Genomic DNA, 25,665 nt, shown 5'->3' on the forward strand with positions numbered 1-25,665 from the left:
ATCGCTTGTGGTAATATAAAACATATATTAGTGGAGGAAAAACTTATGGATATAAGAGTGTTACGTTATTTTCTGGCTGTTGCCAGAGAGGAAAATATATCAAATGCTGCGAAAATCCTTCATGTAACCCAGCCTACACTTTCACGACAGCTAATGGAATTAGAATCAGAATTGGGTGTAAAGCTGTTCCTGCGCAGCAGTGGTAACAGATCTATCACATTGACAGAAGAAGGTATGCTTCTTCGTAAGCGGGCAGAAGAAATACTGGACCTGGTGGAAAAAACGGAATCAGAGCTTGTGGCACCGGGAGAAAGCATAAGCGGTGACATATATATCGGCAGCGGAGAAACCCACGTAATCAGTCTGTTGTCCAAGGTAATTAAAGATATCAGAGAAGAGCATCCTGACATTCATTTTCACTTTTTCAGTGGAAATGCAGATAATGTGACCGAGCGACTGGATAATGGATTGATAGACTTTGGTGTCCTTGCTGAACCGTCTAATATCTCAAAGTATGATTCAATTTTGTTACCTGAAGCTGATACATGGGGACTTCTCATGCGTAAGGATCATCCTCTGGCAAAGAAAGATTACATTGAGGCATGTGATTTACAAGGTATACCTCTTATCAGCTCAAGTCAACGATTAACTGACAATGCGTTTTCAAACTGGATGATGGACGATTATGAAAAGCTGAATATTGTAGGTACATACACACTTCTTTACAATGCATCCCTTTTGGTAAAGGACAATATCTGTTGTGCCCTGTGTCTTGATAAAATTGTCAGCACATCGGAGGAAAGCGTATTATGCTTCCGACCGCTGGAGCCAGGACTTGAAGCTCAATGGCATATAGTCTGGAAAAAATATCAGGTCTTTTCAAAGTCAACAGAAGTTTTCTTAAAAAGGCTGCAGGAAGAATTTAGATGATTATTGCTCGGTATAGTTGAATATGCCGGGCATTTTTTGCTTTGATAATGCCTTTTAAGCATAAAACAATATTTGGTATAAGTATTTTACATAATAAATTGTGTTATATATAATAATAAATAAATCATTTGAGAAGAGCTGCCAGGAGGGTAAATATTGAGTAAGAAAGCTCTTGTTATCTCAACAAGTCTCCGCAAGGTCAGCAACTTTGAAGCATTGGCCAAGGAATTTGAAAAGGAGGAAATAGAATATGAAACAAATATTATCACTTATCTTAAGCTTTACATTGTTTTTTCCGCTCGCTGCTTGTGATACCGGGGAATCGGGTTCAAAAATCCAGTATGCTGCTCCTTCCAGGCAAGCACCTGAAATCAGCACACCTTCTGAAGACGGATCTGATTCAGGGGATGCAAATATACTTGTTGCCTATTTTTCGGCTACAGGAAATACTAGGGTTTTGGCGGAATGCGCTGCAGATGTTTTAAATGCGGATCTGTATGAAATTCAGGCACAGACACCCTATACAAGTGAAGATCTGAACTATAATGATTCTTCTTCCAGAACATCAAAGGAACAAAATGATCCCTCTGCAAGACCTGAGATTTCAGGACAGGTGGAAAATATGGAGAAATATGATATTGTGATTTTGGGATATCCTATATGGTGGGGACAGGCGTCAAAGATTGTTTCCACGTTTTTGGAGAGCTATGACTTTTCAGGAAAGACAATTGTACCATTCTGTACGTCAGGAAGCAGCGGTATAGGCTCAAGTGACAAAAATTTAAGTGAGCTATGCTCAGAAAGTGCAAGCTGGAAAGAAGGCAAAAGATTTTCATCAGATACATCCAGAGAGGATGTCGCAGAATGGTTAAACAGCCTTGAGCTTGTGCTTAAAACATCATCAGATATATCAGTCAGCTCCTTTGATTTGGACAATGGAGAAAATGGCAAGGCTCCTGCTGTCTTACTGAACAGTGGATACAGGATGCCTGTTGCCGGTATAGGCACCTACAGCCTGCTCGATGATACATGCGTGGAATCTGTTGTGTCAGCACTGAAGAGTGGTGTTCGATTAATAGATACTGCATATATGTATCACAACGAGGCAGAGGTAGGTAAAGCTGTCAGAGAATCCGGCGTACCAAGGGAAGAAATTTTTGTAACCACAAAGCTGTATCCAAGTCAGTTTGACCGCGCTGCAGAGGCAATTGATGAGGCTATGGAAAAGCTTAATTTGGGATATATTGATCTCATGCTGCTGCATCATCCCGGAAAGGGGGATGTGGATGCCTACAAGGCTATGGAGCAGGCCGTTAAAGACGGAAAAATCCGCTCCATCGGTTTGTCAAACTGGTATATCGAGGAGATGGAGGAGTTTTTACCACAGATAACTGTTATGCCGGCTCTTGTGCAAAATGAAATCCATCCTTATTACCAGGAAAATGATGTTATTCCATATATGCACGAAAAGGGAATAGTAATGGAAGGATGGTATCCGCTGGGCGGCAGAGGATATACACATGAGCTTTTAAATGATGAAACCATCGTTGCAATTGCTCAGCTTCACGGAAAATCAGCAGCACAGGTCATTCTTCGGTGGAATTTACAAAAAGGTGTGGTAGTTATTCCTGGTTCCAGTAATCCGGATCATATTTCGGAGAATATCTCATTATTTGATTTTAAACTGACTGAGGATGAAATGGAGCGGATAAATTCCCTTGATCGCGGCGAAAAGCATGATTGGTATTAAGTAAGACTATCATCAATCTGAGACTCTCTGAAAATGAGAGTCTTTATTATTATAAATATTAGTTGACAATGAAACTAATATTTGATAAATTAGTTTCAAAGGAAACTATTAAAAGGAAGTGTGAGATGGAAGGTATAGGCAGATACAGTGCTGCTGTTTACAGGCTTGGTCAAAGCATTTTCAACAGCAAGCTGAAAGATTTAGATATCAGCAGCGGCCAATATGACTTTTTTCTTGTCATAGCCAAAAATGAAGGAATAAATCAAAAAGAGCTGGGAGAATGGCTTTATGTTGAAAAGTCGACTACAGCAAAGGCTGTCAGACAATTAGAGACTAAAGGTTATATTTGCAAAAAGCAAGTTAAAAAAGACAAACGATATTCTTCGCTATATTTAACAGAGAAAGGAAGAGAAGCAGCATCAGTGGTTGAATCTGTATTTAATGAGATGCTCGATGTTTACTCTAAAGATATTCCTGAAAATGTGATTGAGGATAATATATCGGTTTTAAAAAAAGTAATAAATAACCTGCAGGAAGAAAAAAGCAGGTACACCATGTCAGACAGATTGACGGAGGATTGTTAATGGAAAGAAATACAAAGCTTCAAAAGAAAGAACCTATATGGACCCGGGATTTTATTTTAATATCAATAGCAAGCTTGTTTGTTACTTTGGGTTTTCAGATGCTTTTACCCGTACTTCCTGTGTTTTCGGCAAGGATAGGAGGCTCTGATGCGTGGGCAGGGCTGGTTGTGGGAATTTTCACTGTATCTGCGGTTATAATGAGACCTGTTTCCGGCATGCTATTGGACAGTCGAGGAAGAAGAGGAGTATTTATCATCGGATTAATAGTCTTTCTTGTATGTGTGGTTTTATATAACTGGACTTCAACAATTTTAGCATTATTGATTATCAGATTTATACATGGTTTTGGCTGGGGAGCATCCAGTACGGCATCCAGTACAATAGCTTCGGACATTGTACCAAAATCCCGATTAGCGGAGGGGATGGGTTACTTTGGATTGACAAGCACACTGGCTATGGCCGTAGCTCCTGCATTGGGACTTGGGCTTCTTGACAGCTATGGATTTAACATGGTTTTTAATGTTTCGGCAGTATTTGTGTTTATTTGCATACTTATTTCCTTACTTATAAAGTATCATAAGCCTGAAGTGATTACAAAATCTGACTCCGAAGCTCTTCCTGCAAACATAAAGAATAAAATTTTTGAAAAGTCGGCAATCACTCCAGCAACAGTTATTTTCTTTGTTACAATGACTTACGGATCGATTGTATCGTTCATTGCACTTTATGCGGAACAAAGACAGGTTGAAAATATAGGATTGTTTTTTACCGTCTATGCAGCGGCTTTACTGATTTCACGTCCTTATTTTGGTCGTATGACTGACAAAAAAGGCACTTCTTTTGCAGTGCTTCCGGGCATAGTGTTTGTAATAATTGCAATGCTGGTAATATATTTTGCCGATTCACTCATGGTATTTCTTATAGCAGGATTTATTTATGGAATTGGATTCGGAGCTGTACAGCCGGCATTGCAGGCAATGTCCGTGAGCAAGGCAGGGTCTTCAAGGAGAGGTGCTGCCAATGCAACTTTCTTTCTTGGGTTTGATCTTGGTATCGGAGCGGGTGCAATCATCTGGGGCATTATAGCCGAAAGCCTTGGATATCAGTTGATTTATCTCCTGTCCATAATCCCTGCTGTTGTCGGTATATTAGTTTATATTAAATCAATAAAAAAGAAGATTGACTGAAGTGTTTGATGAAGCATTGTCAGAGCCGGATTGCGCAAAGTTGCATAATCCGGCTCTAATTCCTGGATATGTAAAGAATAAATAATGAAAATTAGGGTTACTGATTTGGTACATATTAATGAGGCTGCAATAAATCTTTCATAAGTTCCAAGGTTACTGTAAATTCACCGCTGATTTCTGATAATGCTTCTATTCCGGAATCAATATGTCCTAATGGAATCAATCCGTCAGAGTAGCCAAAATCATTGTAGAAAATGGCTATATTGCCCCAGGGAGCATATAGGGTCACATCTCCGGCGGACGGATCAAATCCGCTTTCTGAACCATCTGTAATTAACGGGTCGTGCCCTTCTAAATAACTAACTTTCTCAATTCCATGATAATCCTCAAAAGTAAGCTCTAATGGGAGTCGGGAAATTAAGTCATGACTTGTGGGGTTATCAAACATTGCTATGATTATTTCTTTATTATCCACTGTCATTTTTATTTTAATGCCCTGCTCTAAATTGTTTTCGTCTTCCTGTTTTACAGGAGGGGCTTCTTCTGACTGTGCTTCTCCTTCGGTATCTATATCAACAGATGGGGTATCCGAAGAATCATTACCGGTATCTGAACAAGCGGTAAATATTAAAATTGAAATAATCACTGCAAATATAATGAAAAGGTATTTGACCTTGAAATTTATCTTGCTTTTATTCCATGTCATAGGGATATCCTCGTATTTATTGAGTTTCTATTTTTTCTATTTGTATTTCACCTGACAGACTCTCTATATGTTCACTGCCTGATATGGCATGACCTAATTCATATAAGCCACTTGCCGAATCCGAGCTGCCGTAAAATATTACAACATTACCCCAAGGCGAGTAATATGCAAGAGTACCGGAGCCTGATTGTGCATCAGCCAATGTTGCATTTATTGTATTAAGCTTTTGCGACGGATAAAAAATCTTTTCATTTCTGCCATAATTTTCGACAGCCACAGTAAGAGGCAGCTGTGCATAAAGGTCTCTGGCAGCCTGAATTTCATTAAGCCTAAAATCTATGGTATTACCATTTGCAGTTATTCTAATATTCATTTCTTCCTCCATAGCAGGTTGTGCGGCTTCATCTCCCTGAGATTCCTCGGCAGGAACTTCTCCGGATATGTTCTGCATAAATCGCATAAATATTTCAGAAGCTTGTGCACGTGTAGTTACTCCTTTGGGAGAGAGACTACCGTTGCTTCCACCTAAAAGCTTGCTTCCCACAGCCCAATGCATGGCATTTTGTGCGAAGGGACTAATTTGGTCCGCATCGGAAAATCCATCAAACCCGGCATAAGCAGAAACATCATATTTCTTCATATAAGCATAACGGTACAGCAATGCTGCAAACTGCTCACGACTGATTTGATCATCCGGTGAAAATTTGTCTGTACTTGTTCCGGATGTGATGTTATTTTCTGCTGCCCATGCTATAGCAACAGCATAATAACTATTTTCCGGAACATCTGAAAAACTACTATTGACAGATACAGTTGGCATATCCTCCATTCTATGCAGAACTGTAACCATCATTCCGCGAGTAACAGGAATATCGGGTGAAAATCCACCGCCGTCTGTACCAGTCATCAAATTGTTTTCTGTCACATAATTCACGGCATCAGCATACCATGCATCAGTTTCAACATCATTATATTGGTCTGCAAAAGCAGTATTAACTATACTAAATGATATTATCATTATCAAAAATAAACCGAATGAGTAAAATAAATTTTTTTTCATAACCTCTCCTTATTTAAGCTTGTTATAATCTTCTTCGGATACAGGCTCCAGCCATTCATTGGATGCTCCTTCCGCCGGAACTTCAACGGCAAGATGTGCAAACCAACTATTGGGGGATGCACCATGCCAATGCCTGGTTTCCGGAGGGATATTTACTACATCACCGGGATTCAGCTCTTGTGCCGATTTTCCCCATTCCTGATAATATCCTCGCCCTGCCGTAACAAGCAAAATCTGACCACCCTTGTGATGAATGTGCCAGTTATTGCGGCATCCCGGCTCAAAGGTTACATTGCCAATTGTAACACCTGTTGTAGAAAGCATATTCAGGTAACTCTGTCCTGCAAAGTATTGTGCATAAGCTTCGTTCTTTTCTCCCATAGGAAAGATATTAATAAAATTTTGTGTATTCATTTTGTTTTTCATCCTTTCACTTTTTATAATATTATTTATATTGCTATTATCTTTTGTTTTTAAGTGTATAAATTAAATAATCAAGGCAATACAGTCTTCGTTGGCTGTCGTGTACCTCATCCAACAACAGGTGTCTTTGACCTGATAAAATTCGTTTCAGTTCAGGAGTATTATTCTCTTTATAAAAATCCATAAATTGTTTTATTATATTATCAAGGCAACCTGCATCCTTCAGGTTGCAAATTATAGATTCTTCTGTTTCTGACTTATCAATCATATCTATTTCTCCTTCCGGATTTATTATAATAAAAAAATTACCTGATAACAAATGCTTATTATGAATGTTTATCATAGCTTACAGGAATGATAAAAACAAAATTGATGATATAATTTATCTATTGAGATAATAAAAAATAAATATTTCCTATTAACATCAATGCCTGATATAGTTAATAATATAACAATTAAAAATGTAAAATGACTATCGGAGGAAGATAATAATGTATCAAAGTACAATTGCGATAATAGTTATGGTATTGATGTTAATAATGTATGCCATACCCAAAATACCACTGTCCGTAACTACAATATTTGCTGTACTTACAATGGCGTTTACGGGAATTATTTCGTTTGAAGATGCGTTCATCGGCTTTGCGAGTCCTTCAGTTATGCTTATTGCAGGAATGATGATTATCGGACAAAGTTTTTTCACCTCGGGACTTGCTCAGAAAATAGGCAATCTTCTATATAAATACACAGGAGCTGATGAGAAGAAATTTGTTACAGCAGTTATATATATTTCCTCAGGACTTGCTATCTTCCTGAATGGCGCACTTGTCGTGGCCATGCTTATGCCCATAATCAACAGTGTTGTTTCGCAGTCTGATGGTAAAATTTCAAGGAAGCAGACTTACTTCCCTTTAGGAATTGCCGCAACAATAGGAAATAATCTGACAACTATAAGTGCTACTTCAATGATAACTGCATCGGGACTCATTTCAGCGGCGGGATACGGTGAGCTCAGTATTTTTGCTCCTACAATTGTCAACTTACCTGCACTTATTGTCGTTATAATAATATATATATCTTTTGGATACAGTCTTCAGAAGAAATGGTTTGATTTTGAGGAAGTTAATCTGAATGATAAAAATATCTGTGACGGTAATGAAAGGGATTGTCCTGTATGGAAAATGGTACTTACAGGTATCGTTATGCTTGTAGCTGTTATGGCATTAGTTATGGGTATAAATTATGGAGCAGTTGCTCTTGCCGGGTCAGCAATACTTATTTTTGCAGGCTGCATAAGCGAGAAAGAAGCATTTGATAGTATAAGCTGGTGTACAATTGTAATTGTTGCCGGAGCCATAGGTGTGTCTAAAGGACTTGATTCAAGTGGAGCAGGTAAGCTGATAGCAAGTTTTATAATTAATTTATGTGGTCCGGTCGGTCAGTCTGCATTGGGTATGTGTGTAATACTTTTTATTATCGGATCTGTTTTATCAAACCTTATGTCTGACAATGCAACTGTAGCATTACTTGTTCCCATAGCAATAGTTATGGCAGAAACCGTCGGGATATCTCCTATACCGGTAGTGCTTGCTGCAGCATCGGGGATAAAGGTTGCCGTTGCAACACCTATAAGTGTCGCACCAATGACAATGATACAGATTCCAGGATACCGATTTAAGGACTATTTACGTATAGGCGGGCTTATAAATATTGTATCAATGATTGTAACCTGTATAGCTATAAAATTTGTATATTTTTCTTAAAAATTAAAAATAAAGAAGCTGCCTGTTATTTTGTTTAAGGCAGCTTCTTTATTTATTCCCCAAGCAGGTTAAAATGCTTGCTTGAATATTCTATGCAATATTGCCTCACATGTTCAGCAGCTGGAGAAAGCTCCTTTGCTTTTGACCAAAGCATGTAAACATTGCGGTGATTCATAGGATGGTCAATTTTAACAACCGATATAAGATTTGTATCAACCGGAAGCCTTGGTGAAATCGCCAGACCGAGACCGAGAGATACATATGATATGCAGGCTGACCAATCTTTAAAGCCCGTAGATATGGAGGGTTTTAAAGAGCACATCTGAAACATTTCGTTTATCCAGTTATACAAATTAGAGCCGGCATAATAGTGTAATAATTGCTCATCTTTTATATCATATAATGACAGCTTTTCTTTATGTGCTAAAGGGTGATTTGCCGGAATCATCAGCACAAGCTCCTGACTATAAATTGGCATTGTTTCTAATCCATCGAAGGATTTTGTGCAGGCAAAAGCCAGGTCGACCTTTCCGGAAACCACATCTTGCTCGAACACAGCCTGTTCATGATTTACTATAAACTGCACAGAGGTATCATTATAACTGTTTTCTTCATAAAAGCGGTTAAACATTTCCGGTATCAGTGAGGAGCAGTTAACATACGAATAAGCAATTGTAACCACGCCGCTCATTGGCTTATGCATCTGCTCCAAGATCTGTTGACCATCTTTAAGCTGTTTCATCATACTTTTACAATATGGAAGGAATGCTTTCCCATAGCTTGTGAGGCTTACCTTTTTTCCGCTGGAACGAATGAACAGAGGGACACCAAGCTCACGCTCAAGCACCTGAATAGAATGACTGAGAGAAGGCTGAGACACATAAAGATTCTGCGCCGCCTGCGTAAAGTGCTTGGTACGGGCCACCTCAATAAAATATTCCAATTGCTGAAATGTCATACTGTACCTCCGTAGCAAATAATATATTTTTTGCAATTTAATAAGGTAAGGATAACGCATTGTCGTAAAAATGTCAATAAAAGCACAGCTTAAATTTTTCTGATATCTTTTATTTATCAGATTAATAGAAAACGTATATTTCCATTTATTTTATTGCTCCGATATAATTAAAAATATAACAAATAATTCAAAAAATTAATAATATAGGAGAGTGTAACTATGATTAAACAATTCAGATTCGGTTCACCTGTACCAATTTATTTTGGTGAAAATTGTGTCAAGAATAATGGTGGGGTATTTAAGGGAAGTGGAAATAAGGGGTTCATAATTACCAGCAAGTTTATTGCAGGATATAAAAACCTTGCACTTGCGGAAACGGAAGAAGCACTTAAGAGCGAAAATATCGAATATGCCGTAAACGATGAGGTTATAGAAAATCCTACAGTGGAAAATGTTGCACATATAACTGAAGCCGTGAGAAAGTTTAACCCTGACTTTATCGTTGCAGTAGGAGGAGGTTCTGTAATAGACGCCGCCAAGGCAGTGAGTTGTCTGTTACCGCATGAGGGCGAAGATCCATACAAGGTATTTTTCGGAGAGTGGGTCTCATATGGAAGTACAAAAAATGAATGCAGTATTCCTGTGTTCTCTATCCCGACAACTGCCGGAACAGGCGCTGAGGTAACGGGAAATGCTGTTCTGACAAGAGCAGATACAGATACTAAGCTTACTACTGCTCAATTCCTGGTATCTGAAGCAGCATTCCTTGATGCGAGATATATTAAGGAATCACCTTACTTCTTGTTAGATACAGGTGCAATGGATGCACTTGCACATGGAATGGAGACATATGTAAATGTAAAAAGCAGTTATTTAAATCGTGCGGTTGCAGAAATAGGCTTCAAGCTTTTTTCCGAGTTTAAGGACAAACTTCTTAATAAGACTATGGATGGTGAGGACTATGAAAGAATGATGTTAGCGTCAACTGTTCAGGGTATGGCATTTATGCAGGCAGGAACAACATTGCCTCATGGAATGAGCTATCCTTTAAGTCATCACAAGGGAGTTAATCATGGACTGGGATGCGCTATATTTTTGGGTGAATACATTCGCTCATTTAAGGATCGTTCTATTGTTCAGCCGATTGTGGAAATGTGTGGATTCAGAACTGTTGAAGAGTTTGCCGAATATGTAAAAACAATTACAAACCGTGATGTGAATATAGAGGTTTCCGAAAAGGAACTCAGTGATTGGGCTGACGAATTTGCATCTCTTGATTTTCGTTTGGCACGCCATCCGGAGCCAATAAACCGTGATGAAATATACAGAATATATCGTGATTCCCTGGCGGATTATATTAAATAAAAAAAAGAAGGAAGAGAGGATTAATTCATGGCTCAAAGTACAATAGCAATAATAATACTTGTTGTGGCAATGATTCTTTATGGGATTCCGAAGATGCCGTTATCTGTTACAACGATCCTGGCAATGCTCTTTATGGCAATGTTTGGAATCATCGACTACAACACTGCCTATTCAGGATTTGGAAACAGTGTAATTTTCCTTATTGCGGGACTGATGGTTGTCGGGCAGGCAACAGTAACGACAGGCCTTGCACAGAAATTTGGAAATGTTCTGACAAAAACAAAGGCCGGAAATAACGAAAAAGCTTTCATTGCAATTCTATTTATCGTATCAGCTTTTGCATCGGCATTTGTAAATGCATCATTGACGGTGGCAATTCTATTCCCTATCATTGATGCAGTTGTAATGCAATCCAATGGAAAAATAAGCAGAAAAGGTACTTATATGGTACTGGGAATCTCGTCTGTTTTAGGTAATAACCTGCTGACAATTGGCGCAACATCAATGCTTACAGCGGTAAGTATACTTGCAGAAAACGGGTACGGCGAAATGAGTTTGTTTACTCCATTCATCGTGAATGCACCTGCTGTGCTGGTAGTTTTCCTCATGTATGTTACTGTCGGAAAAAAATTACAGGACAAATGGTTTGATTTTGAAGAGGTACCGATTGCATCCGGAGCGTCCAAGCAAGACAATAATGCAGAACACCCAGTCTGGAAACAGGCTTTAGTTGGAATTGTGCTCGTCGTTGTAATCATAGCATTGATTATGGGTGTGAACTATGGAATGGCAGCATTGATGGGTGCGAGCGTTCTGATGATAACGGGATGTATCAGCGAAAAACAAGCATTCAGCAGCATCAGCTGGGGTACCGTAATCGTTGTTGCGGGAGCAATCGGCTTTTCTAAAGGGATTCAAGCGAGTGGTGCAGGGGACGTTATTGCAAACTTCTTTATGCAAATTTCAGGACCACTTGGACAAAGTGGTATCGGAATGTGTATAATTATATTCTTTGTTTCATCGCTCATATCCAATGTTATGTCCGACAATGCCACCGTTGCGATTGTACTGCCGATAGCAATGTCCATCGCGCATGCAATGGGACTGAATCCCACACCGCTATTCTTAGCAGCATGCTCAGGTACGAAAGTAGGAATTGCAACACCAATTTCTGTAGCACCAATGACACAAATCGGGGTTGCCGGATATAGATTCAAAGACTATTTAAAAATGGGTGGTCTTGTAAATGTTATCTGTATGATTATAACTTGTATAATGATAGCAATCGTATATTACTAATCGGAACAGCAGAATGATAGAACAATTTTTCAGGAGGAACATAATGAGTTACAAATATGAACATTTGATGGAACCAATCAAAATCGGGAGCATTACAGTAAAAAACAGATATGCCGTTGGTCCGATGGGTGGAAGACATTTCATCTATGGAACAAAAGGAGAATACAGCGAAAACGGAATTGACTATTTTGTAGACAGAGCAAGAGGTGGATTTGGTCTTATCGTGACAGGATCAAATGTTGCGGATTTAACGGTTGACCCTTTTGATCCAATCAACGGAAACCCTAATCCGATGTATGCAAAAACGATCTTTAGTCATGGTGCACGAACGATGGTTGAAAGAATTCATACGTATGGAAGCAAAATATTCATGCAAATTTCTATGGGACCGGGTCGGATGAGAGACGGAAAAACACCTTCAAGTATTCCTTATTACAAGCAACCGGACAAAATGACAACAGAGCTGACAAAAGAAGAAATCGAAACAAAAATCGATGCGATGATTCGTATTGCACAATTTGCACAAACCTGTGGATATGATGGCGTTGAGATTCATGGGATGCACTGGGGGTATCTGCTTGATCAGTTTGCAATGGCATATACCAACAAACGTACAGATGAATACGGGGGAGATTTAGACGGACGGCTTACTGTAATTCGCAAAATTATCCGAGGGGTCAAAGAAGCATGCGGAGAGAATTTTCCTGTATCTGTCAGAATGTGTATGAAAACATTTATGGCTGATTACAACGAATCTTCACTCACAGGAGAAGAAGAGGTAGGCAGAACGATAGAAGAAGCTGTTGAAATTGCAAAACGATTTGAGCAATATGGTGTAGATTTGATGAATGTAAACTCCGGGACATATGATTCTTTCTATTACTGTGTATCTCCATACTACATGCCGTACGGATACAACATTGATTTGGCAAAACAATTGAAAGATGCTGTGAATATACCAATATTTGTTGCGGGAGAAATGGACGATCCGGATCTGTGCGAAAAAGCAATCGCAGAAGGAAAAATTGACGGTGTTACAATCGCACGTGCATCTCTCGTAGATGGACATTACCCTAAAAAGGTTGCAGAAGGCAAGACTGAAAGCATCAGACCATGTATAAGATGTACCAACTGTATTGACAGTACACTGGCAGGCGGAGTACCTATGTGTTCAGCAAATCCGGCGGCGATGAGAGAATTGAATTACGGTGTGCCAAAAGCACTGATAACAAAGAAAGTAATCATAGTCGGCGGCGGTGTCGCAGGAATGGAAGCAGCTCGTACTGCAAAAATTGCAGGACATGATGTAGAAATCTACGAAAAAAGCAATATGATGGGTGGTCATTTAAATGAAGCCGGAAACCATCCGTTCAAAGACAGCGTTGCAAAATTGAACAAATGGTATCAAAGAGAAATGGATGTTTTAGGAATTACCGTACATCTGAATACCGAAATGACAGCGGAAGATATCAAAAAATCAGGTGCAGACGTTGCGATACTCGCCGTTGGGTCTGATCACTTTGTGCCGCCGATTCCAGGATACGATCACGCAAAATCTGTAGAATGCTATGATGCATTGATGGATAAAGTGGAGCTCGGACAAAAAGTTGTAATCGTCGGGGGCGGACTGACCGGAAGTGAGCTGGCATATGAACTTGCTGCATTCAAAAAGAAAGATGTAACGATTGTCGAAGCATTAGATAATATCCTATCAGCCGGGACACCGATCCAAAAATCTGTAAAAATGATGCTTACAGATCTTATCGATAATGTTAGTATCAATATACAAACCAAACATAAGATTGCTGCTGTAACGGATGATGGAGCTGTGGTATTGGATCAAAGTGGCAAAGAGCATCTGATTGAGGCTGACAATGTAATTTTCGCAATAGGTCTCAGACCGAAAAAATCAATAGCCAAGGATCTGTTGGGAACAGGAATAGAAGTTTATGAAGTAGGAGACGGTACGGGGGTAGGAAATATTCGTACTGCTACTGCGGAGGCTTATCAGGTTGCAAGAAAATTATAATATAATCAGATAGGTAATAATAGAAGGTTCATATCCCTTGCCGGGAACAGAGCCTTCTATTGCATAAAATGATGCTTTTCAGGTATATACCCGTATGCAATATAAGCATTGTACATAATTAAATATGTTTTGTATAATGATAGCTATAAAAGTGTAAGAAATGAGGATGAGACATGGAATTAAAAGATTTTTTGGAGCATTTGAATAATGGGCTGTCTGTTACCGGCGGGTCGGAAATCCATCTTTTTATGCATAAAGTAAGTCAGGAGGCATTGCGTATTACAGCTGAATTAAATAATTCATACCGTACTCAGGAGGAAGTACGCAGCTTGATGTCAGAGTTGATTGGAAAACCTGTGGATGAGTCATTTGCTATGTTTCCGCCATTTTATACTGATTGCGGGAAAAATATTTCAATTGGAAAAAATGTATTCATAAACTCGGGGTGCAGGTTTCAGGATCAAGGCGGAATTACAATTGGTGACGGCTCACTGATTGGACATAATGTGGTCATGGCTACCTTAAATCATGATCTTTCACCGGATAAACGCAGAGATATGCATCCTGCTCCCATTGTAATAGGGAAAAGTGTGTGGATTGGTGCAAATGCTACCATTCTTGCAGGAGTAAGCATAGGAGACGGTGCTGTTATTGCAGCCGGTGCTGTGGTAACAAAGGATGTTCAGTCAAATACGGTGGTAGGAGGAGTTCCTGCCAGACTAATCAAGAAAATTGAAGAATAAAAACAACTAAATAATATTATTAAAGCCGGATTACGCAGATGCTGCATAATCCGGCTTTAATATCATTTTAAATTTTCGGTAAAAAATTTCTCGATTTTGTCAAATGGAATTATGTCTGCCTGATCATACAAATCAGTATGGGATGCTCCCGGGATAATCACCAATTCCTTGTTACCACCTGTCAGCTTTTCAAAGGCATCCTTGCTGAAGTAACAGGAATGTGCCTTATCCCCGTGAATAAGCAGGACTGCACTGCGTATTTCACTGCTGTACTGTAAAATAGGCATATTCAGAAATGATAAGCTTGAGGTAATGTTCCAGCCGTCATTTGAATTCAGGGATCTCTTGTGATATCCGCGAGGGGTCTTATAGTAATCATAATAATCCTTTACAAATTCAGGTGCATCCTCCGGCAGAGGGTCAACAACACCACCGGCTCTTGCATAATCTCCGTTTTTATAGTCAACAATTCTCTGTGCATTCAGCACTTTGCGCTTTTCATATCGTGCATCTTTACTGTCTTCTGCATCGAAATATCCCTTTGCATTTACGCGTGTCATATCATACATGGTTGAAGCAACAGTTGCCTTGATTCTGGTATCAATAGCTGCGGCATTTAACGCCATGCCGCCCCAGCCGCATATACCTACAATTCCGATTTTTTCCGGATCAACATTGTCCTGGACAGACAAAAAATCTACAGCTGCCTGAAAATCCTCTGTATTGATGTCAGGTGAAGCTACGTATCTTGGATTTCCGCCGCTTTCGCCTGTGAATGAAGGGTCAAAGGCAATCGTCAGGAACCCTCTTTCTGCCAGAGCTTGTGCGTATAAACCGGAGGATTGTTCCTTTACTGCCCCAAATGGTCCGCTTACTGCGATAGCAGACAGTCTTCCTGCTGCATTCTTAGGCACATATAAATCGGCAGCCAATGTTATGCCATAGCGATTATGAAAAGTAATTTTACGATGATTAACATTAACACTTTTATGGAATGTTTTATCCCACTCTTCAATTAAGTTCAATTTTTCTTCCATTTTTAAATTCTCCTTATTTTTGATGTTTCCATTATATTATTTAAATTTAAATATGTAAAATGCTTATATTTAATTTTAAAATATGCCTCAAATGTATAATGGACGAAGGGCAACAGCATATAATGCCTTTTAGATATTATATAAGAAGAAAGGTCAGTACGTTTATTTGACGTACTGACCTCTTTGTAAACAACAATAAACCCCCGGCTCTGCCGGGGGAGCCAAAAAGCTTTAGCTTCAAGTAGAAAAAGAAAACCTCCAATGTTAAAATAATGTAGGTATGCCAACCACATTAGAAACAGAGGAGGATCCAATTGGATAAGAATACTTTATCACACACAACATGGGAATGTAAATACCATTTAATATTTGCACCAAAGTACAGAAGACAAGTGATATATGGAAAAATAAAAACAGATTTAGGAAAAATATTAAGAGAACGGTGTGAAAGAAAAGGAATAGAAATAATCGAAGCAGAGTTATGCAAAGACCATGTACATATGCTTGTAAGAATACCACCAAAATACAGCGTATCAGAAATAATGGGATATCTGAAAGGGAAGAGTTCTTTGATGATATTTGATAGACATGCCAACCTAAAATATAAATATGGGAATAGGCATTTCTGGTGCAGAGGATATTATGTAGATACAGTGGGGAAAAATGCAAAGAAGATAGAAGAATACATAAGGAACCAATTGCATGAAGATATAGCAAATGATCAAATAAGTTTGAAAGAGTACATGGACCCGTTTACGGGTGAGCAGGCAAATAAAAGCAAATAACCAACCGCTTTAGCGGTAGCGAGTAAATACATGCGGTTGGCAAACTATTCAGTGAGCCTTAAGGCTCAAGCAGGTACCATGCCCTTATAGGGCAAGAGCAAACCACCGGCTGAGCCGGTGGTCATGATTTATCACTCTTTCAACAGGTCTGTAACTATGTGGAAAGTAAACTTTCTACAAACTGACGTGCTGTTCTCCCGGAGCGTCCGCCACGTTCCATAGCATAGCGCTCAGCAAGTAAATCAATGTTTTCCACATTGCTGATTTTATACTGTTTTATGAGGGAATGGATAATCTGCAAATATTTGTCTTTATCAGGTTTAGTAAACAAGACAGAGAGTCCGAAACGATCTGATAATGATGTTTGCTCTTGAATTGTTTCATTCCGATGTATATCACTTCCTTCACGGTCTTCAAATTTTTCATTAATTAAATGTCTGCGATTACTTGTAGTGTAGATTATTACGTTAGAGGTTCTGACAGAAACCGACCCCTCCAATATGGCTTTTAAAGCACCAATTTCTTCATTATGATTTAAAAATGATAAATCATCAATAAATAAAATGAATTTTAAAGGATTATCGGCAAGCTGTTCAATTATATCCGGTATTTTGAGCAAATCTGCTTTTCTGACTTCAATCATCCGTAAACCTCGGTTTGAAAATTCATTGACAACAGCCTTAACTGTCGAAGATTTACCCGTTCCGGCATCACCATATAAAAGAGTATTTGCGGCAGGCTTATTTTCTATAAAGGCAATTGTGTTGTCTGTTATTTTTTTTCGCTCTCTTTCATACCCTGTAAGATTTGAAAGGCTGACGCTGTCAGGATACTTTACAGGCACAATTTTTTCTTTACTGTATGTAAACATTGTATAATTTGCATAGATACCATATCCCAACGAAAACAAGTTGTTTATCCGTTCTTTATACATTTTATTAAAATCATATTCTGCATTTGTTTCCCATTCAGGTAAAAAAATATCATACTTAATTTCATTTTTGATATCCTGGGATGTTAGTTGCGAAATTGTCTGCAATGTTTTAAGTTCGTGTTCAAGTGTTTGCTTCAGCATAGGTGAAATGATTTGTTTATTTGAACATTTACGTATATATGTGTTTTCATCAAAAGCTATAAGCTGCCAAACATATTCAGTAAAATTCTCGCTTGATTGGAACAATAAATATGTGAAGCGGGAATACTTATCAATTTTTGAAGCAGTATCACTTTCGTTTGCATCTATCATTTCAATAAAGGCGTGTACAACCTGATCATCTAATAATTTTCGAAAAATTGATAAAGATCTTGCCTTAAATCTTATTTCTTCTAAAAAAGCCATGTCCTACCTCCGGTTAAATTATCATGTATGATATCACAATGTAAATAAGTTGTCAAACAGACATAGGAGCGGTTCTCACCGGCTGTAAAATAGGCAATTTTTATTTACTGTTTCCTTACCAGCATCTTCAGTATTTCCGAAATATACATGGTATGAAAATCTTTGTTGGGATAATTTTTTTCTACAAGATTTTTTTCAATAAATGAATCGGGGTTAAATTCTTGAGCAAACATCTTTTTGCAGGTTATTATTATATCTGCTTCTTCAAAATACGGTATATTGTCGAAATGATTTAATGTTAAGGCTGTTTTGCTCATCTTATCTTCGTCTCTTCCGGAAACTGAACCGAGATAAGATAGCTCCTTTTTATACTTACTGTCAAAAAAGCATAAAGAAAATGTATCCGTACTGTCTATGAATTCCTTTGTGTATCTTTGGGGTCTTAAAACAATGTATGAAACATTTTTATGCCACATTACACCAAGTCCACCCCATGATGCAGTCATTGTATTTGCCTTATTATCTTTTTCTGCGGTTATGAGCATCCAGTCACTTCCTATCATTTGAAAGGCGCTTTTATTTAATTCCTCAGGCTTTATTTCAATATAATCTCTCAGCATTATTATCCTCCTCTATTAATTCTATTGTATGTTAATTGTATCATATTATCATAATTATAAGCAAGCAGGAACAAAATATGTTATAATTCGTCTATATAATATTAAAGATTATTGTTTCTGATATTGCTTTTAGCAGCAATATGATTAATATATAATATAAAAATAAAATAATAAAGGGAGTGAAAAAATGTCTTTTAAATTAATTAAACCAATGAAGCTTAATAAGGGTGATAAGGTTGCGACGGTAAGCTTATCATGGGGAGGAGCCGGTGATGATGAAATATTATGGAGATATGAGCAGGGAAAGGAACGACTACAAAATATATTCGGTCTTGAAGTGGTAGAAATGCCCCATACACTCAAGGGATCGGAATTTATTTACAACAATCCTAAGAAGAGAGCTGAAGATTTAATGATGGCTTTTTCCGATAAATCAATAAAGGGTATTTTTTCTTGCATTGGGGGAGAAGAAAGTATCAGAATGCTCCCTTACATTGATTTTAATATAATAGGAAGCAATCCTAAGGTTTTTATCGGTTATTCTGATTCAACAACTACGCATCTTATATGCTTGAAGGCAGGATTATCATCGTTTTACGGAGCTTCGGTTCTGAACGAATTTGCCGAAAATGTAAGGATGCATGACTACACAGTAAAATATGTTAATAAAACTTTGTTTTCAAATGAACCCATAGGCAAAATTGAGAGCCCAGAATACTGGACCAGCGAAAGAGTGCCCTGGCTTATAGAAAATAAATACACAGAGAGAAAAATGCAGCCAAATACGGGATATGAACTATTGCAGGGAACCGGTATTGCTCAGGGCAGATTAATAGGCGGATGTGTCGAAGTGCTGGAAATGGCAAAACAAACTTCGTTATGGCCAAGCGATGATGTGTGGAAGGGTGCTGTATTATTCTTAGAAACATCCGAGGATATGCCGGAGCCGACCTATGTTGAATATTGGCTCAGAAATTACGGGACACAGGGAATCTTAAATAAAATAAACGGAATTATCTGGGGCAAACCGTACAACAACAAATACTATGACGAATACAAAGAGGTCATTTATAAGATTTTAAGAGAATTGAAATTAAATGAGCTTCCTGTTCTTTACAACGTGAGCTTTGGGCATACCCTGCCTATGACGGTGATACCCTACGGAGCGTTGGCGGAAATCAACTGTGAAGAAAGCATTTTTTCAATATTGGAAAGCGGTGTAATATAATTATAACGAGAGGGGAAGGATATTATGGCAGTTTATAAAAAAGTGATAAAGCTAAAAAACGGAAAAGAGTTATTGCTGAGAAATCCGGCGGAATCCGATGCGGAGAAAATGATTGTTTATCTGAATGCCGTAGGCGGTGAAAGTGATAATCTTTTATTTGGAAAAGATGGATTTCATTTAACCTTGGAGCAGGAGAGAGAATATCTGAAAAACGCAAAGGAAAACCCTGATATGCTGATGCTCCTGGGCTTTATTGACGATAATATTGTCAGCATGTCTCATATCAGCAGCTCAACGAGAGAAAGAATTGCACACAATGCCGAAATAGCAATTTCTGTAAAAAAGGAATATTGGCATATGGGAATCGCAACAGCGGGGATGAAGGAGCTTATATCCTTTGCTAAAAATAAAGGGATAAAAAATATATTTTTGGGTGTCATAGAAGGCAACGACAATGCAATCAAGCTTTATGAAAAATTAGGCTTTGTAAGAGTCGGTGAGCATAAAAACTTTTCGAATGTAGACGGTACATACCGCAATGAAATTTTGATGGATTTATATTTGTAACTAAAAATAATTTACCAATTGGGGGTAGTATGACAGAAGTATTAAGATTAGAACATGTGAGCAAGAGCTTCGGAGAGAAGCAAGTTTTAAGAGATATTAATTTCAGTGTCGACAGCGGAGAAATTATCGGCTATATCGGTTCAAACGGTGCAGGTAAAAGTACAACCATAAAAATCATCCTTGGGCTTATCGACGAATATGACGGAGATGTCTATGTATTCGGTGAAAAGGCAAAGGGTACTATTGATTACAAGAGAAGAATAGGATATGTACCTGAGGTATCGGATATGTACGACAATTTAACTGCATATGAGTATATAAGCTTTATCGGTATGCTTTACGGCATTGATTCGGAAAAAGCAGTATCAAAAGCAAAGGAAATGATGGAGGTTTTCGGTATAAGTGATGCGCTCTACGGGAGAATTCATACATTTTCCAAAGGAATGAGACAAAAGCTTTCCATAGTTACAGGTATGCTTCATAATCCTGATATTTTGTTTTTAGATGAGCCGTTGGGCGGTATTGATGCCAACAGTGTCCTTGTATTTAAGGAAATAATGCAGGGCTTAAAAACCATGGGAAAAACCATATTTTATTCATCACATATATTAGAGGTGGTTGAAAGGTTAAGTGACAGGATATTGCTTTTAAACGCAGGTGAAATTGTTATGGATGGAACAATGGAGGATGTAAGGAAAAAACGATCCGATTCTACCTTGGAAACAATTTTTAATGAAGTTACCGGATTTAATGACCATAAAGAGCTTGCAGACAGGTTTATAGCAAGCTTTATGAGTTAGGGGTGACAGTATATGAATAATACGGATAATTTTCTTTCATTAAAAATACTCGACAAGTTCCAAGGATTGTTTGAAAAAATAGGCATTGATTATAAGGTAATGCGAATTATTTTAAGAACAAAATTAGTATTAGATTCAAGATCTGCACCTGTTATTGAAAATCAAAAAAAGAAAGAAAATGCTCAAGAAAATACATCTTTTATTAGAAGGTATCTTCTGCATTTGATTTTTGGTGCTTTATTAGCGTTTTTAATTTATTTTATAAAAGATGAAATGATACGAATGATATATTTTTCAGGGGCTTTCTTTTTTATGACATCAATGTATCTTATTTCAGACTTTTCATATGTAATATTGGATACTAAGGATAAAAAAATATTGCTGCCAAAACCCATAGACAGCAAGGTTGTTACAATGTCAAAGGTACTGCATGTACTGATTTACATGTTTCGCCTCAACTTGTTTTTAGCCGGTCCATCTTTGTTGGCAATTGTGCGGTTGAACGGATTCATTGCAGCTCCGATATTTATTTTAGAAATTCTGATGATGGATTTACTGATTTTCTTGGTAACCGCTTTTATATATTTATTAATATTGAGATTTTTTGATGGTGAACTGCTAAGAAACATCATTAATTTAATTCAAATAATGCTTACTATTTTAGTAACCGTAGGATATCAGATAGCAATAAGGATGATTGATTTTACCGAAATTCAGAATATCGCATATAAATTTGAACCGCATAATTACTTTAATCCTATATTATGGTTTGGGGCACCTTTTGAAATTTTATTTAACGGCGGAAGAGAATTGTATTTATATATATTTACCATATTGTCCATCGTAATACCGATAGTTTGTTTTATAATATACCTGAGCTTAAGTAAAAGAATGGAATCTTTATTATTAAAATTAGAGGGTGAAGGCAAGGAAAGACGAGCTAAACACAGAGTTGAATTTTTAATGGGGAAATTATTTGCTTGGAATAATATAAAAAGACAGGCATATCATTTTGCATGTGCGGTTTTAAGAAGCGACCGCAGCCTGAAGTTAAAAATATATCCTGCATTATCTGTCGGAGTTTTATTCCCCGTCATAATGCTGTTCAATATGAGAGTGAGAGGGGATAACACGGCAGGTGGATATGAATACTTGTATTTGTACTTTACCTTTACGGTTTTTCCGTCAGTCTTGGAGTTAATCAAATACTCATCAGCGTGGAAAGGCGCATACATTTATTACAGCTCAGGGTTTCAAAATACTAAGGAATTAAATTCAGGTCTTTTGCTGGCTGTTACACTTAGATTGTTTATACCTCTATTGCTTGCCAGCGGTGCTATTTATATATTTATATTTAAAGGTTTGTTTATAAATGATATACTTGTAATAATGCTGGCAAGCTTAGTGATTTTACCGGTAATATACAGAATTGTGTTTGAGGAACTGCCGTTTTCTAAAGAAATTGATGCATCCAATCAATCAAAAAATTTCGGCAGATTTATCGGTTCTATAGCAATTGTAGGCTGCTTTGTAGCACCACATGTTATATTCAGCAAAATTAATATATGGATTTATGTTGGTGTTTTAATCATAGCACTTCCTGTAAGCTGGATGATTCTTATGCCAAATTATAATATTAAGGGGACAAAATGAGCGTTTCAATAACTAAAGCAATATTACACATTCTTGACACAAGCTTAGGAATACCGGTTCTTTCTGAAAATCTGATGTCATTTAATGATGAAATGAAAGAGTACACAGAAAAGCATATAATTAAATGCTACAACGATGCGGATTTGAAGAAAACCAAATTTACCAATGAAGATGGGTTCTTTTTAACATCTGTCAAGGAATATTTAAATACAGATGATTTTATTAAATTTACCAATTCTGTGTCAGAAGCTTTCTTTAAGCTATCATCTGAAAATCCTGACATAAAACCATGCGATCTTTTATTTGTTCGGGCAAATGTATTTAATAAGGACTATATGATAATACTTAAGCTTAACTATAAAAAAGGGTACATTCATTTTACAAAGCAAGAGGAGAGCACTAAAAATATAATCATAGAACAACCTTGTTCATTGCCTGCCGCAACACAAAAAATCGATGAATTTATATTTGTGGATTTAAATAGTCTCAATATATTTGTAAAAGAGAAGAAGTGTCAGGTTTATAATGAGCCATGTTATTATATTTCAAAGCATTTGCTTGAATGCAAGGAAGAAAAACCCGACAAGGAAAAGGTAAAAATAATTACTGAAACTACCGATAAAATAATTAAAGAGTATTATGATGACGATATGTTTATGAAAAGCCAGGTGAAAAATATCATCAGAGAAAACGTGGAGGAATCATTAAATATCAATGTTGAAGAAATATCAGAAAAGGTATTTAAAGATAATGAAGCAAAACAAATATACAACGAAGAAATAAAAATGAAGGGTATAAAAGAACCGGAAGTTAAAGTAAATTTCAATTATGCAAACAAAATAAAAACAAAGCAGAAATTAATTACCGATGAAGGAATAGAAATAAACATACCCTATGAAATATTGAGCAATAAAGAAAAGGTTGAATTTATAACGAATCACGATGGAACAATTTCTATAATATTAAAAAATATAGATAGTATAGTGGATAAATAATTTCTATATAACCGTTGACTTTCAGCGGTTTTTCTATTTTACCAATCTTATTATACTAATCTGCATGCAATTATAATTTATCGCAAAACGATAAATTATAATTGACAAACAATAATAAGTGTATTATGCTTATTAAAGGAAGCGAGAATCAAATTTATGAATTTAACTGATATTAAGGGGGTATTGACATTGAAAAGAATATTATGGCACGTTATATTTTGTCTTGGAGGTATTTTAGTATTCAGCCCCGTCGTAATGTATTGGTTTATTCATGGCAGCTATGAACGTTATATATGGATTATAAATGGCAGTTTTCCGTTCAATAATTTTGGAAGCGGACCTGTGCAATTATATTTATATGCGGGACTCTTATCAGCAGGACTAATCTTAACAACGATTAGTTTTAAACATGTTAACAAGTATCTTAAATATGCTGTCTTATTTATTATATTATTAATGATTTTTATAATGTCAGTATCATGTTATTCACCGAAGTCTGTTAACACACAAATTTCAAAATCCTTGAAAATAGAAATACCTGCTGCTTCAATCATAGAGTATGAGGATTCTCACGGTGGATTTCATGGTGACGGAGGTACATATGCTAAAATTAAGCTTGATGGAAAAGGTGCTGAAAAATCCATTCTTGAAATTAAGAATAGCTGGAGGATGTTACCGTTATCAGAGAATCTTAATTTGATAATGTATGGAGGAATTAAGAATAATATTGAGTATTCATATAATTTAGCAGATAAATTTAAAATTCCCCATATTGAAAATGGTTACTGGCTTTTTGTCGACAGGCACAGTAAAAGTATTGATAATTATGATGATACAGATTTATTTAACAGACATTCTTTTAATTTTACTTTGGCATTGTACGATATGGATGAAAATATACTGTATTATATAGAATTTGATACATAAAATTAATTCAAAACATTAGGGAGTAAAAACAACAATATATGAAAAACAACTGTTTATTTATTATAATTTTTATATTTGCTATGATAGTTTTCTTTATTTGGCAAAACAGCTCTGTGGTTGTATCCAAATATGAATATAAAAATTCAAAGCTATCAATAAATTTCAATGGCTTCAAAATTTTACATATCTCAGATTTGCACAACAAAAATTTTCATGAAAGCCTATATAAGAAAATTAAAGATATTAATCCCGATATAATAATTATTACGGGAGATTTGATTGACAGAAGGCGTACAAGAGTCGATATAGCTGTAGATTTTGTAAGTCAGATAGTAAATGTTGCTCCCGTATATTATGTATCTGGAAATCATGAACAGCTTTCAACATCCTATGATGATCTGAAAGAAGAGCTTGTAAAGCTTGATGTGCATATTTTGGATAATGAATATATGGTGCTTAATCATAATGGAGAAAGAATAGGTATTATGGGTTTGGCAGACCCTGCTTTGATGTATACTGAGGGAAATAACAATAACGACAGAAATCGCATTTATGCTGAAAACAATTTAAAAAGGTTATATGAAAATTCAGTCACAGAATTCAACATTCTTCTTTCTCACAGACCTGAACTGTTCGAAGTATATAAAAACATAAATATCGACCTGGTTTTCAGCGGTCATGCTCACGGAGGTCAGATAAGAATTCCATTTATAGGTGGTATTCTCTCTCCGAATCAGGGCTTTTTTCCTAAATATTCGGAAGGTATGATTACGGAAGATAATACAACTCTGGTTGTAAGCAGAGGGCTGGGAAACAGTATTTTTCCGCTTAGAATTTTCAACCGACCGGAATTGATTGTAGTTGAATTTAATGGTGAAGTAATAAAGCATTGATTCATTATTAAAGATAAGATATAA

Annotated in this window: 26 protein-coding genes; 18 read left to right on the forward strand and 8 right to left on the reverse strand. The window is 36.9% G+C overall.

The window, feature by feature from the left end:
* The first annotated feature begins 45 nt into the window (after positions 1-45).
* From HZF24_RS02220 to HZF24_RS02240, 5 genes are all read left to right on the forward strand, one after another.
* Positions 46-930 carry a LysR family transcriptional regulator gene (locus HZF24_RS02220; protein WP_179236620.1) on the forward strand — a complete coding sequence of 295 codons (885 nt, stop codon included), beginning with the start codon at positions 46-48 and terminating at the stop codon, positions 928-930.
* Positions 931-1,086: 156 nt separating this feature from the next.
* Complete coding sequence (locus HZF24_RS18875; protein ID WP_246345913.1) at positions 1,087-1,242, forward strand: hypothetical protein; 156 nt, start codon at positions 1,087-1,089, stop codon at positions 1,240-1,242.
* On the forward strand, positions 1,181-2,680 hold the full coding sequence (locus HZF24_RS02230; RefSeq protein WP_179236621.1) for a flavodoxin: 1,500 nt from the start codon (positions 1,181-1,183) through the stop codon (positions 2,678-2,680). Before HZF24_RS18875 ends, HZF24_RS02230 begins: the two co-directional genes overlap by 62 nt.
* 68 nt (positions 2,681-2,748) lie before the next feature.
* Positions 2,749-3,264 carry a MarR family winged helix-turn-helix transcriptional regulator gene (locus HZF24_RS02235; RefSeq protein WP_246345914.1) on the forward strand — a complete coding sequence of 172 codons (516 nt, stop codon included), beginning with the start codon at positions 2,749-2,751 and terminating at the stop codon, positions 3,262-3,264.
* On the forward strand, positions 3,264-4,451 hold the full coding sequence (locus HZF24_RS02240; protein ID WP_179236622.1) for an MFS transporter: 1,188 nt from the start codon (positions 3,264-3,266) through the stop codon (positions 4,449-4,451). Before HZF24_RS02235 ends, HZF24_RS02240 begins: the two co-directional genes overlap by 1 nt.
* A 115-nt stretch (positions 4,452-4,566) precedes the next feature.
* Here the strand turns inward: HZF24_RS02240 and HZF24_RS18880 are convergent, their stop codons facing one another.
* The 4 genes from HZF24_RS18880 to HZF24_RS02260 are packed head-to-tail and all read right to left on the reverse strand — an operon-like array spanning position 4,567 to position 6,908.
* Positions 4,567-5,157: a cyclophilin-like fold protein gene (locus HZF24_RS18880; protein ID WP_246345915.1), complete on the reverse strand. Its 591-nt coding sequence runs from the start codon at positions 5,155-5,157 to the stop codon at positions 4,567-4,569.
* 16 nt (positions 5,158-5,173) lie between these two features.
* Positions 5,174-6,217 (reverse strand): cyclophilin-like fold protein, encoded by a 1,044-nt coding sequence (locus HZF24_RS02250; RefSeq protein WP_179236623.1) that lies wholly within the window; start codon positions 6,215-6,217, stop codon positions 5,174-5,176.
* A 9-nt stretch (positions 6,218-6,226) separates the two neighbouring features.
* Positions 6,227-6,631, reverse strand: coding sequence for a cupin domain-containing protein (locus HZF24_RS02255; protein ID WP_179236624.1), 405 nt, complete (start codon positions 6,629-6,631; stop codon positions 6,227-6,229).
* Between the two features lie 46 nt (positions 6,632-6,677).
* A complete protein-coding gene (locus HZF24_RS02260) occupies positions 6,678-6,908 on the reverse strand; it encodes a hypothetical protein (RefSeq protein WP_179236625.1) in 231 nt (76 codons plus the stop codon).
* A gap of 223 nt (positions 6,909-7,131) precedes the next feature.
* On the opposite strand from HZF24_RS02260, the gene HZF24_RS02265 reads away from it, so the two are divergent.
* The gene (locus tag HZF24_RS02265) at positions 7,132-8,403 is read left to right on the forward strand and encodes an SLC13 family permease (protein WP_179236626.1); all 1,272 of its coding nucleotides are present in this window, start codon (positions 7,132-7,134) and stop codon (positions 8,401-8,403) included.
* 52 nt (positions 8,404-8,455) lie between these two features.
* Here HZF24_RS02265 and HZF24_RS02270 read toward each other — a convergent pair whose 3' ends face one another.
* A complete protein-coding gene (locus HZF24_RS02270) occupies positions 8,456-9,361 on the reverse strand; it encodes a LysR family transcriptional regulator (RefSeq protein WP_179236627.1) in 906 nt (301 codons plus the stop codon).
* A gap of 219 nt (positions 9,362-9,580) precedes the next feature.
* On the opposite strand from HZF24_RS02270, the gene HZF24_RS02275 reads away from it, so the two are divergent.
* From HZF24_RS02275 to HZF24_RS02290, 4 genes are all read left to right on the forward strand, one after another.
* Entirely contained in the window at positions 9,581-10,726 is a 1,146-nt protein-coding gene (locus HZF24_RS02275) for an iron-containing alcohol dehydrogenase (RefSeq protein ID WP_179236628.1), read from the forward strand.
* 27 nt (positions 10,727-10,753) lie between these two features.
* The gene (locus HZF24_RS02280; protein WP_179236629.1) at positions 10,754-12,025 is read left to right on the forward strand and encodes an SLC13 family permease; all 1,272 of its coding nucleotides are present in this window, start codon (positions 10,754-10,756) and stop codon (positions 12,023-12,025) included.
* 43 nt (positions 12,026-12,068) lie between these two features.
* The gene (locus tag HZF24_RS02285; protein WP_179236630.1) at positions 12,069-14,054 is read left to right on the forward strand and encodes an oxidoreductase; all 1,986 of its coding nucleotides are present in this window, start codon (positions 12,069-12,071) and stop codon (positions 14,052-14,054) included.
* 173 nt (positions 14,055-14,227) lie between these two features.
* A complete protein-coding gene (locus HZF24_RS02290; protein WP_179236631.1) occupies positions 14,228-14,797 on the forward strand; it encodes a sugar O-acetyltransferase in 570 nt (189 codons plus the stop codon).
* Between the two features lie 62 nt (positions 14,798-14,859).
* Here the strand turns inward: HZF24_RS02290 and HZF24_RS02295 are convergent, their stop codons facing one another.
* Entirely contained in the window at positions 14,860-15,834 is a 975-nt protein-coding gene (locus HZF24_RS02295) for an alpha/beta hydrolase (protein ID WP_179236632.1), read from the reverse strand.
* 314 nt (positions 15,835-16,148) lie between these two features.
* Here HZF24_RS02295 and tnpA point away from each other — a divergent pair, with 314 nt between their 5' ends.
* Complete coding sequence (tnpA, locus tag HZF24_RS02300) at positions 16,149-16,619, forward strand: IS200/IS605 family transposase (protein WP_179236633.1); 471 nt, start codon at positions 16,149-16,151, stop codon at positions 16,617-16,619.
* 154 nt (positions 16,620-16,773) lie between these two features.
* Here the strand turns inward: tnpA and HZF24_RS02305 are convergent, their stop codons facing one another.
* Positions 16,774-17,958: an ATP-binding protein gene (locus HZF24_RS02305; RefSeq protein ID WP_179236634.1), complete on the reverse strand. Its 1,185-nt coding sequence runs from the start codon at positions 17,956-17,958 to the stop codon at positions 16,774-16,776.
* 104 nt (positions 17,959-18,062) lie between these two features.
* A complete protein-coding gene (locus HZF24_RS02310; protein ID WP_407695741.1) occupies positions 18,063-18,578 on the reverse strand; it encodes a flavin reductase in 516 nt (171 codons plus the stop codon).
* A 187-nt stretch (positions 18,579-18,765) separates the two neighbouring features.
* On the opposite strand from HZF24_RS02310, the gene HZF24_RS02315 reads away from it, so the two are divergent.
* The 7 genes from HZF24_RS02315 (at position 18,766) to HZF24_RS02345 (ending at position 25,641) form a co-directional block, all read left to right on the forward strand.
* Positions 18,766-19,806, forward strand: coding sequence for a S66 family peptidase (locus tag HZF24_RS02315; RefSeq protein ID WP_179236635.1), 1,041 nt, complete (start codon positions 18,766-18,768; stop codon positions 19,804-19,806).
* A gap of 24 nt (positions 19,807-19,830) precedes the next feature.
* The gene (locus tag HZF24_RS02320) at positions 19,831-20,373 is read left to right on the forward strand and encodes a GNAT family N-acetyltransferase (RefSeq protein WP_179236636.1); all 543 of its coding nucleotides are present in this window, start codon (positions 19,831-19,833) and stop codon (positions 20,371-20,373) included.
* A 29-nt stretch (positions 20,374-20,402) separates the two neighbouring features.
* Entirely contained in the window at positions 20,403-21,173 is a 771-nt protein-coding gene (locus HZF24_RS02325) for an ABC transporter ATP-binding protein (RefSeq protein WP_179236637.1), read from the forward strand.
* Between the two features lie 12 nt (positions 21,174-21,185).
* Positions 21,186-22,826 carry a hypothetical protein gene (locus HZF24_RS02330; protein ID WP_179236638.1) on the forward strand — a complete coding sequence of 547 codons (1,641 nt, stop codon included), beginning with the start codon at positions 21,186-21,188 and terminating at the stop codon, positions 22,824-22,826.
* Positions 22,823-23,821 (forward strand): nucleoid-associated protein, encoded by a 999-nt coding sequence (locus tag HZF24_RS02335; RefSeq protein WP_179236639.1) that lies wholly within the window; start codon positions 22,823-22,825, stop codon positions 23,819-23,821. Before HZF24_RS02330 ends, HZF24_RS02335 begins: the two co-directional genes overlap by 4 nt.
* 189 nt (positions 23,822-24,010) lie before the next feature.
* Positions 24,011-24,748: a hypothetical protein gene (locus HZF24_RS02340; protein WP_179236640.1), complete on the forward strand. Its 738-nt coding sequence runs from the start codon at positions 24,011-24,013 to the stop codon at positions 24,746-24,748.
* Positions 24,749-24,786: 38 nt separating this feature from the next.
* Positions 24,787-25,641 carry a metallophosphoesterase gene (locus tag HZF24_RS02345; RefSeq protein ID WP_179236641.1) on the forward strand — a complete coding sequence of 285 codons (855 nt, stop codon included), beginning with the start codon at positions 24,787-24,789 and terminating at the stop codon, positions 25,639-25,641.
* The last annotated feature ends 24 nt before the right edge of the window (positions 25,642-25,665 follow it).

The sequence above is a fragment of the Sedimentibacter hydroxybenzoicus DSM 7310 genome, from assembly GCF_013403245.1.
In the GTDB taxonomy this organism is placed as follows: domain Bacteria; phylum Bacillota; class Clostridia; order Tissierellales; family Sedimentibacteraceae; genus Sedimentibacter; species Sedimentibacter hydroxybenzoicus.

Coding starts and splice junctions, on each gene's coding strand:
- HZF24_RS02220 (WP_179236620.1), top strand. CDS start 46: ATGGATATAAGAGTGTTACGTTATTTTCTGGCTGTTGCCAGAGAGGAA.
- HZF24_RS02230 (WP_179236621.1), top strand. CDS start 1,181: ATGAAACAAATATTATCACTTATCTTAAGCTTTACATTGTTTTTTCCG.
- HZF24_RS02235 (WP_246345914.1), top strand. CDS start 2,749: ATGAAACTAATATTTGATAAATTAGTTTCAAAGGAAACTATTAAAAGG.
- HZF24_RS02240 (WP_179236622.1), top strand. CDS start 3,264: ATGGAAAGAAATACAAAGCTTCAAAAGAAAGAACCTATATGGACCCGG.
- HZF24_RS18880 (WP_246345915.1), bottom strand. CDS start 5,157: ATGACATGGAATAAAAGCAAGATAAATTTCAAGGTCAAATACCTTTTC.
- HZF24_RS02250 (WP_179236623.1), bottom strand. CDS start 6,217: ATGAAAAAAAATTTATTTTACTCATTCGGTTTATTTTTGATAATGATA.
- HZF24_RS02255 (WP_179236624.1), bottom strand. CDS start 6,631: ATGAATACACAAAATTTTATTAATATCTTTCCTATGGGAGAAAAGAAC.
- HZF24_RS02260 (WP_179236625.1), bottom strand. CDS start 6,908: ATGATTGATAAGTCAGAAACAGAAGAATCTATAATTTGCAACCTGAAG.
- HZF24_RS02265 (WP_179236626.1), top strand. CDS start 7,132: ATGTATCAAAGTACAATTGCGATAATAGTTATGGTATTGATGTTAATA.
- HZF24_RS02270 (WP_179236627.1), bottom strand. CDS start 9,361: ATGACATTTCAGCAATTGGAATATTTTATTGAGGTGGCCCGTACCAAG.
- HZF24_RS02275 (WP_179236628.1), top strand. CDS start 9,581: ATGATTAAACAATTCAGATTCGGTTCACCTGTACCAATTTATTTTGGT.
- HZF24_RS02280 (WP_179236629.1), top strand. CDS start 10,754: ATGGCTCAAAGTACAATAGCAATAATAATACTTGTTGTGGCAATGATT.
- HZF24_RS02285 (WP_179236630.1), top strand. CDS start 12,069: ATGAGTTACAAATATGAACATTTGATGGAACCAATCAAAATCGGGAGC.
- HZF24_RS02290 (WP_179236631.1), top strand. CDS start 14,228: ATGGAATTAAAAGATTTTTTGGAGCATTTGAATAATGGGCTGTCTGTT.
- HZF24_RS02295 (WP_179236632.1), bottom strand. CDS start 15,834: ATGGAAGAAAAATTGAACTTAATTGAAGAGTGGGATAAAACATTCCAT.
- HZF24_RS02305 (WP_179236634.1), bottom strand. CDS start 17,958: ATGGCTTTTTTAGAAGAAATAAGATTTAAGGCAAGATCTTTATCAATT.
- HZF24_RS02310 (WP_407695741.1), bottom strand. CDS start 18,578: ATGCTGAGAGATTATATTGAAATAAAGCCTGAGGAATTAAATAAAAGC.
- HZF24_RS02315 (WP_179236635.1), top strand. CDS start 18,766: ATGTCTTTTAAATTAATTAAACCAATGAAGCTTAATAAGGGTGATAAG.
- HZF24_RS02320 (WP_179236636.1), top strand. CDS start 19,831: ATGGCAGTTTATAAAAAAGTGATAAAGCTAAAAAACGGAAAAGAGTTA.
- HZF24_RS02325 (WP_179236637.1), top strand. CDS start 20,403: ATGACAGAAGTATTAAGATTAGAACATGTGAGCAAGAGCTTCGGAGAG.
- HZF24_RS02330 (WP_179236638.1), top strand. CDS start 21,186: ATGAATAATACGGATAATTTTCTTTCATTAAAAATACTCGACAAGTTC.
- HZF24_RS02335 (WP_179236639.1), top strand. CDS start 22,823: ATGAGCGTTTCAATAACTAAAGCAATATTACACATTCTTGACACAAGC.
- HZF24_RS02345 (WP_179236641.1), top strand. CDS start 24,787: ATGAAAAACAACTGTTTATTTATTATAATTTTTATATTTGCTATGATA.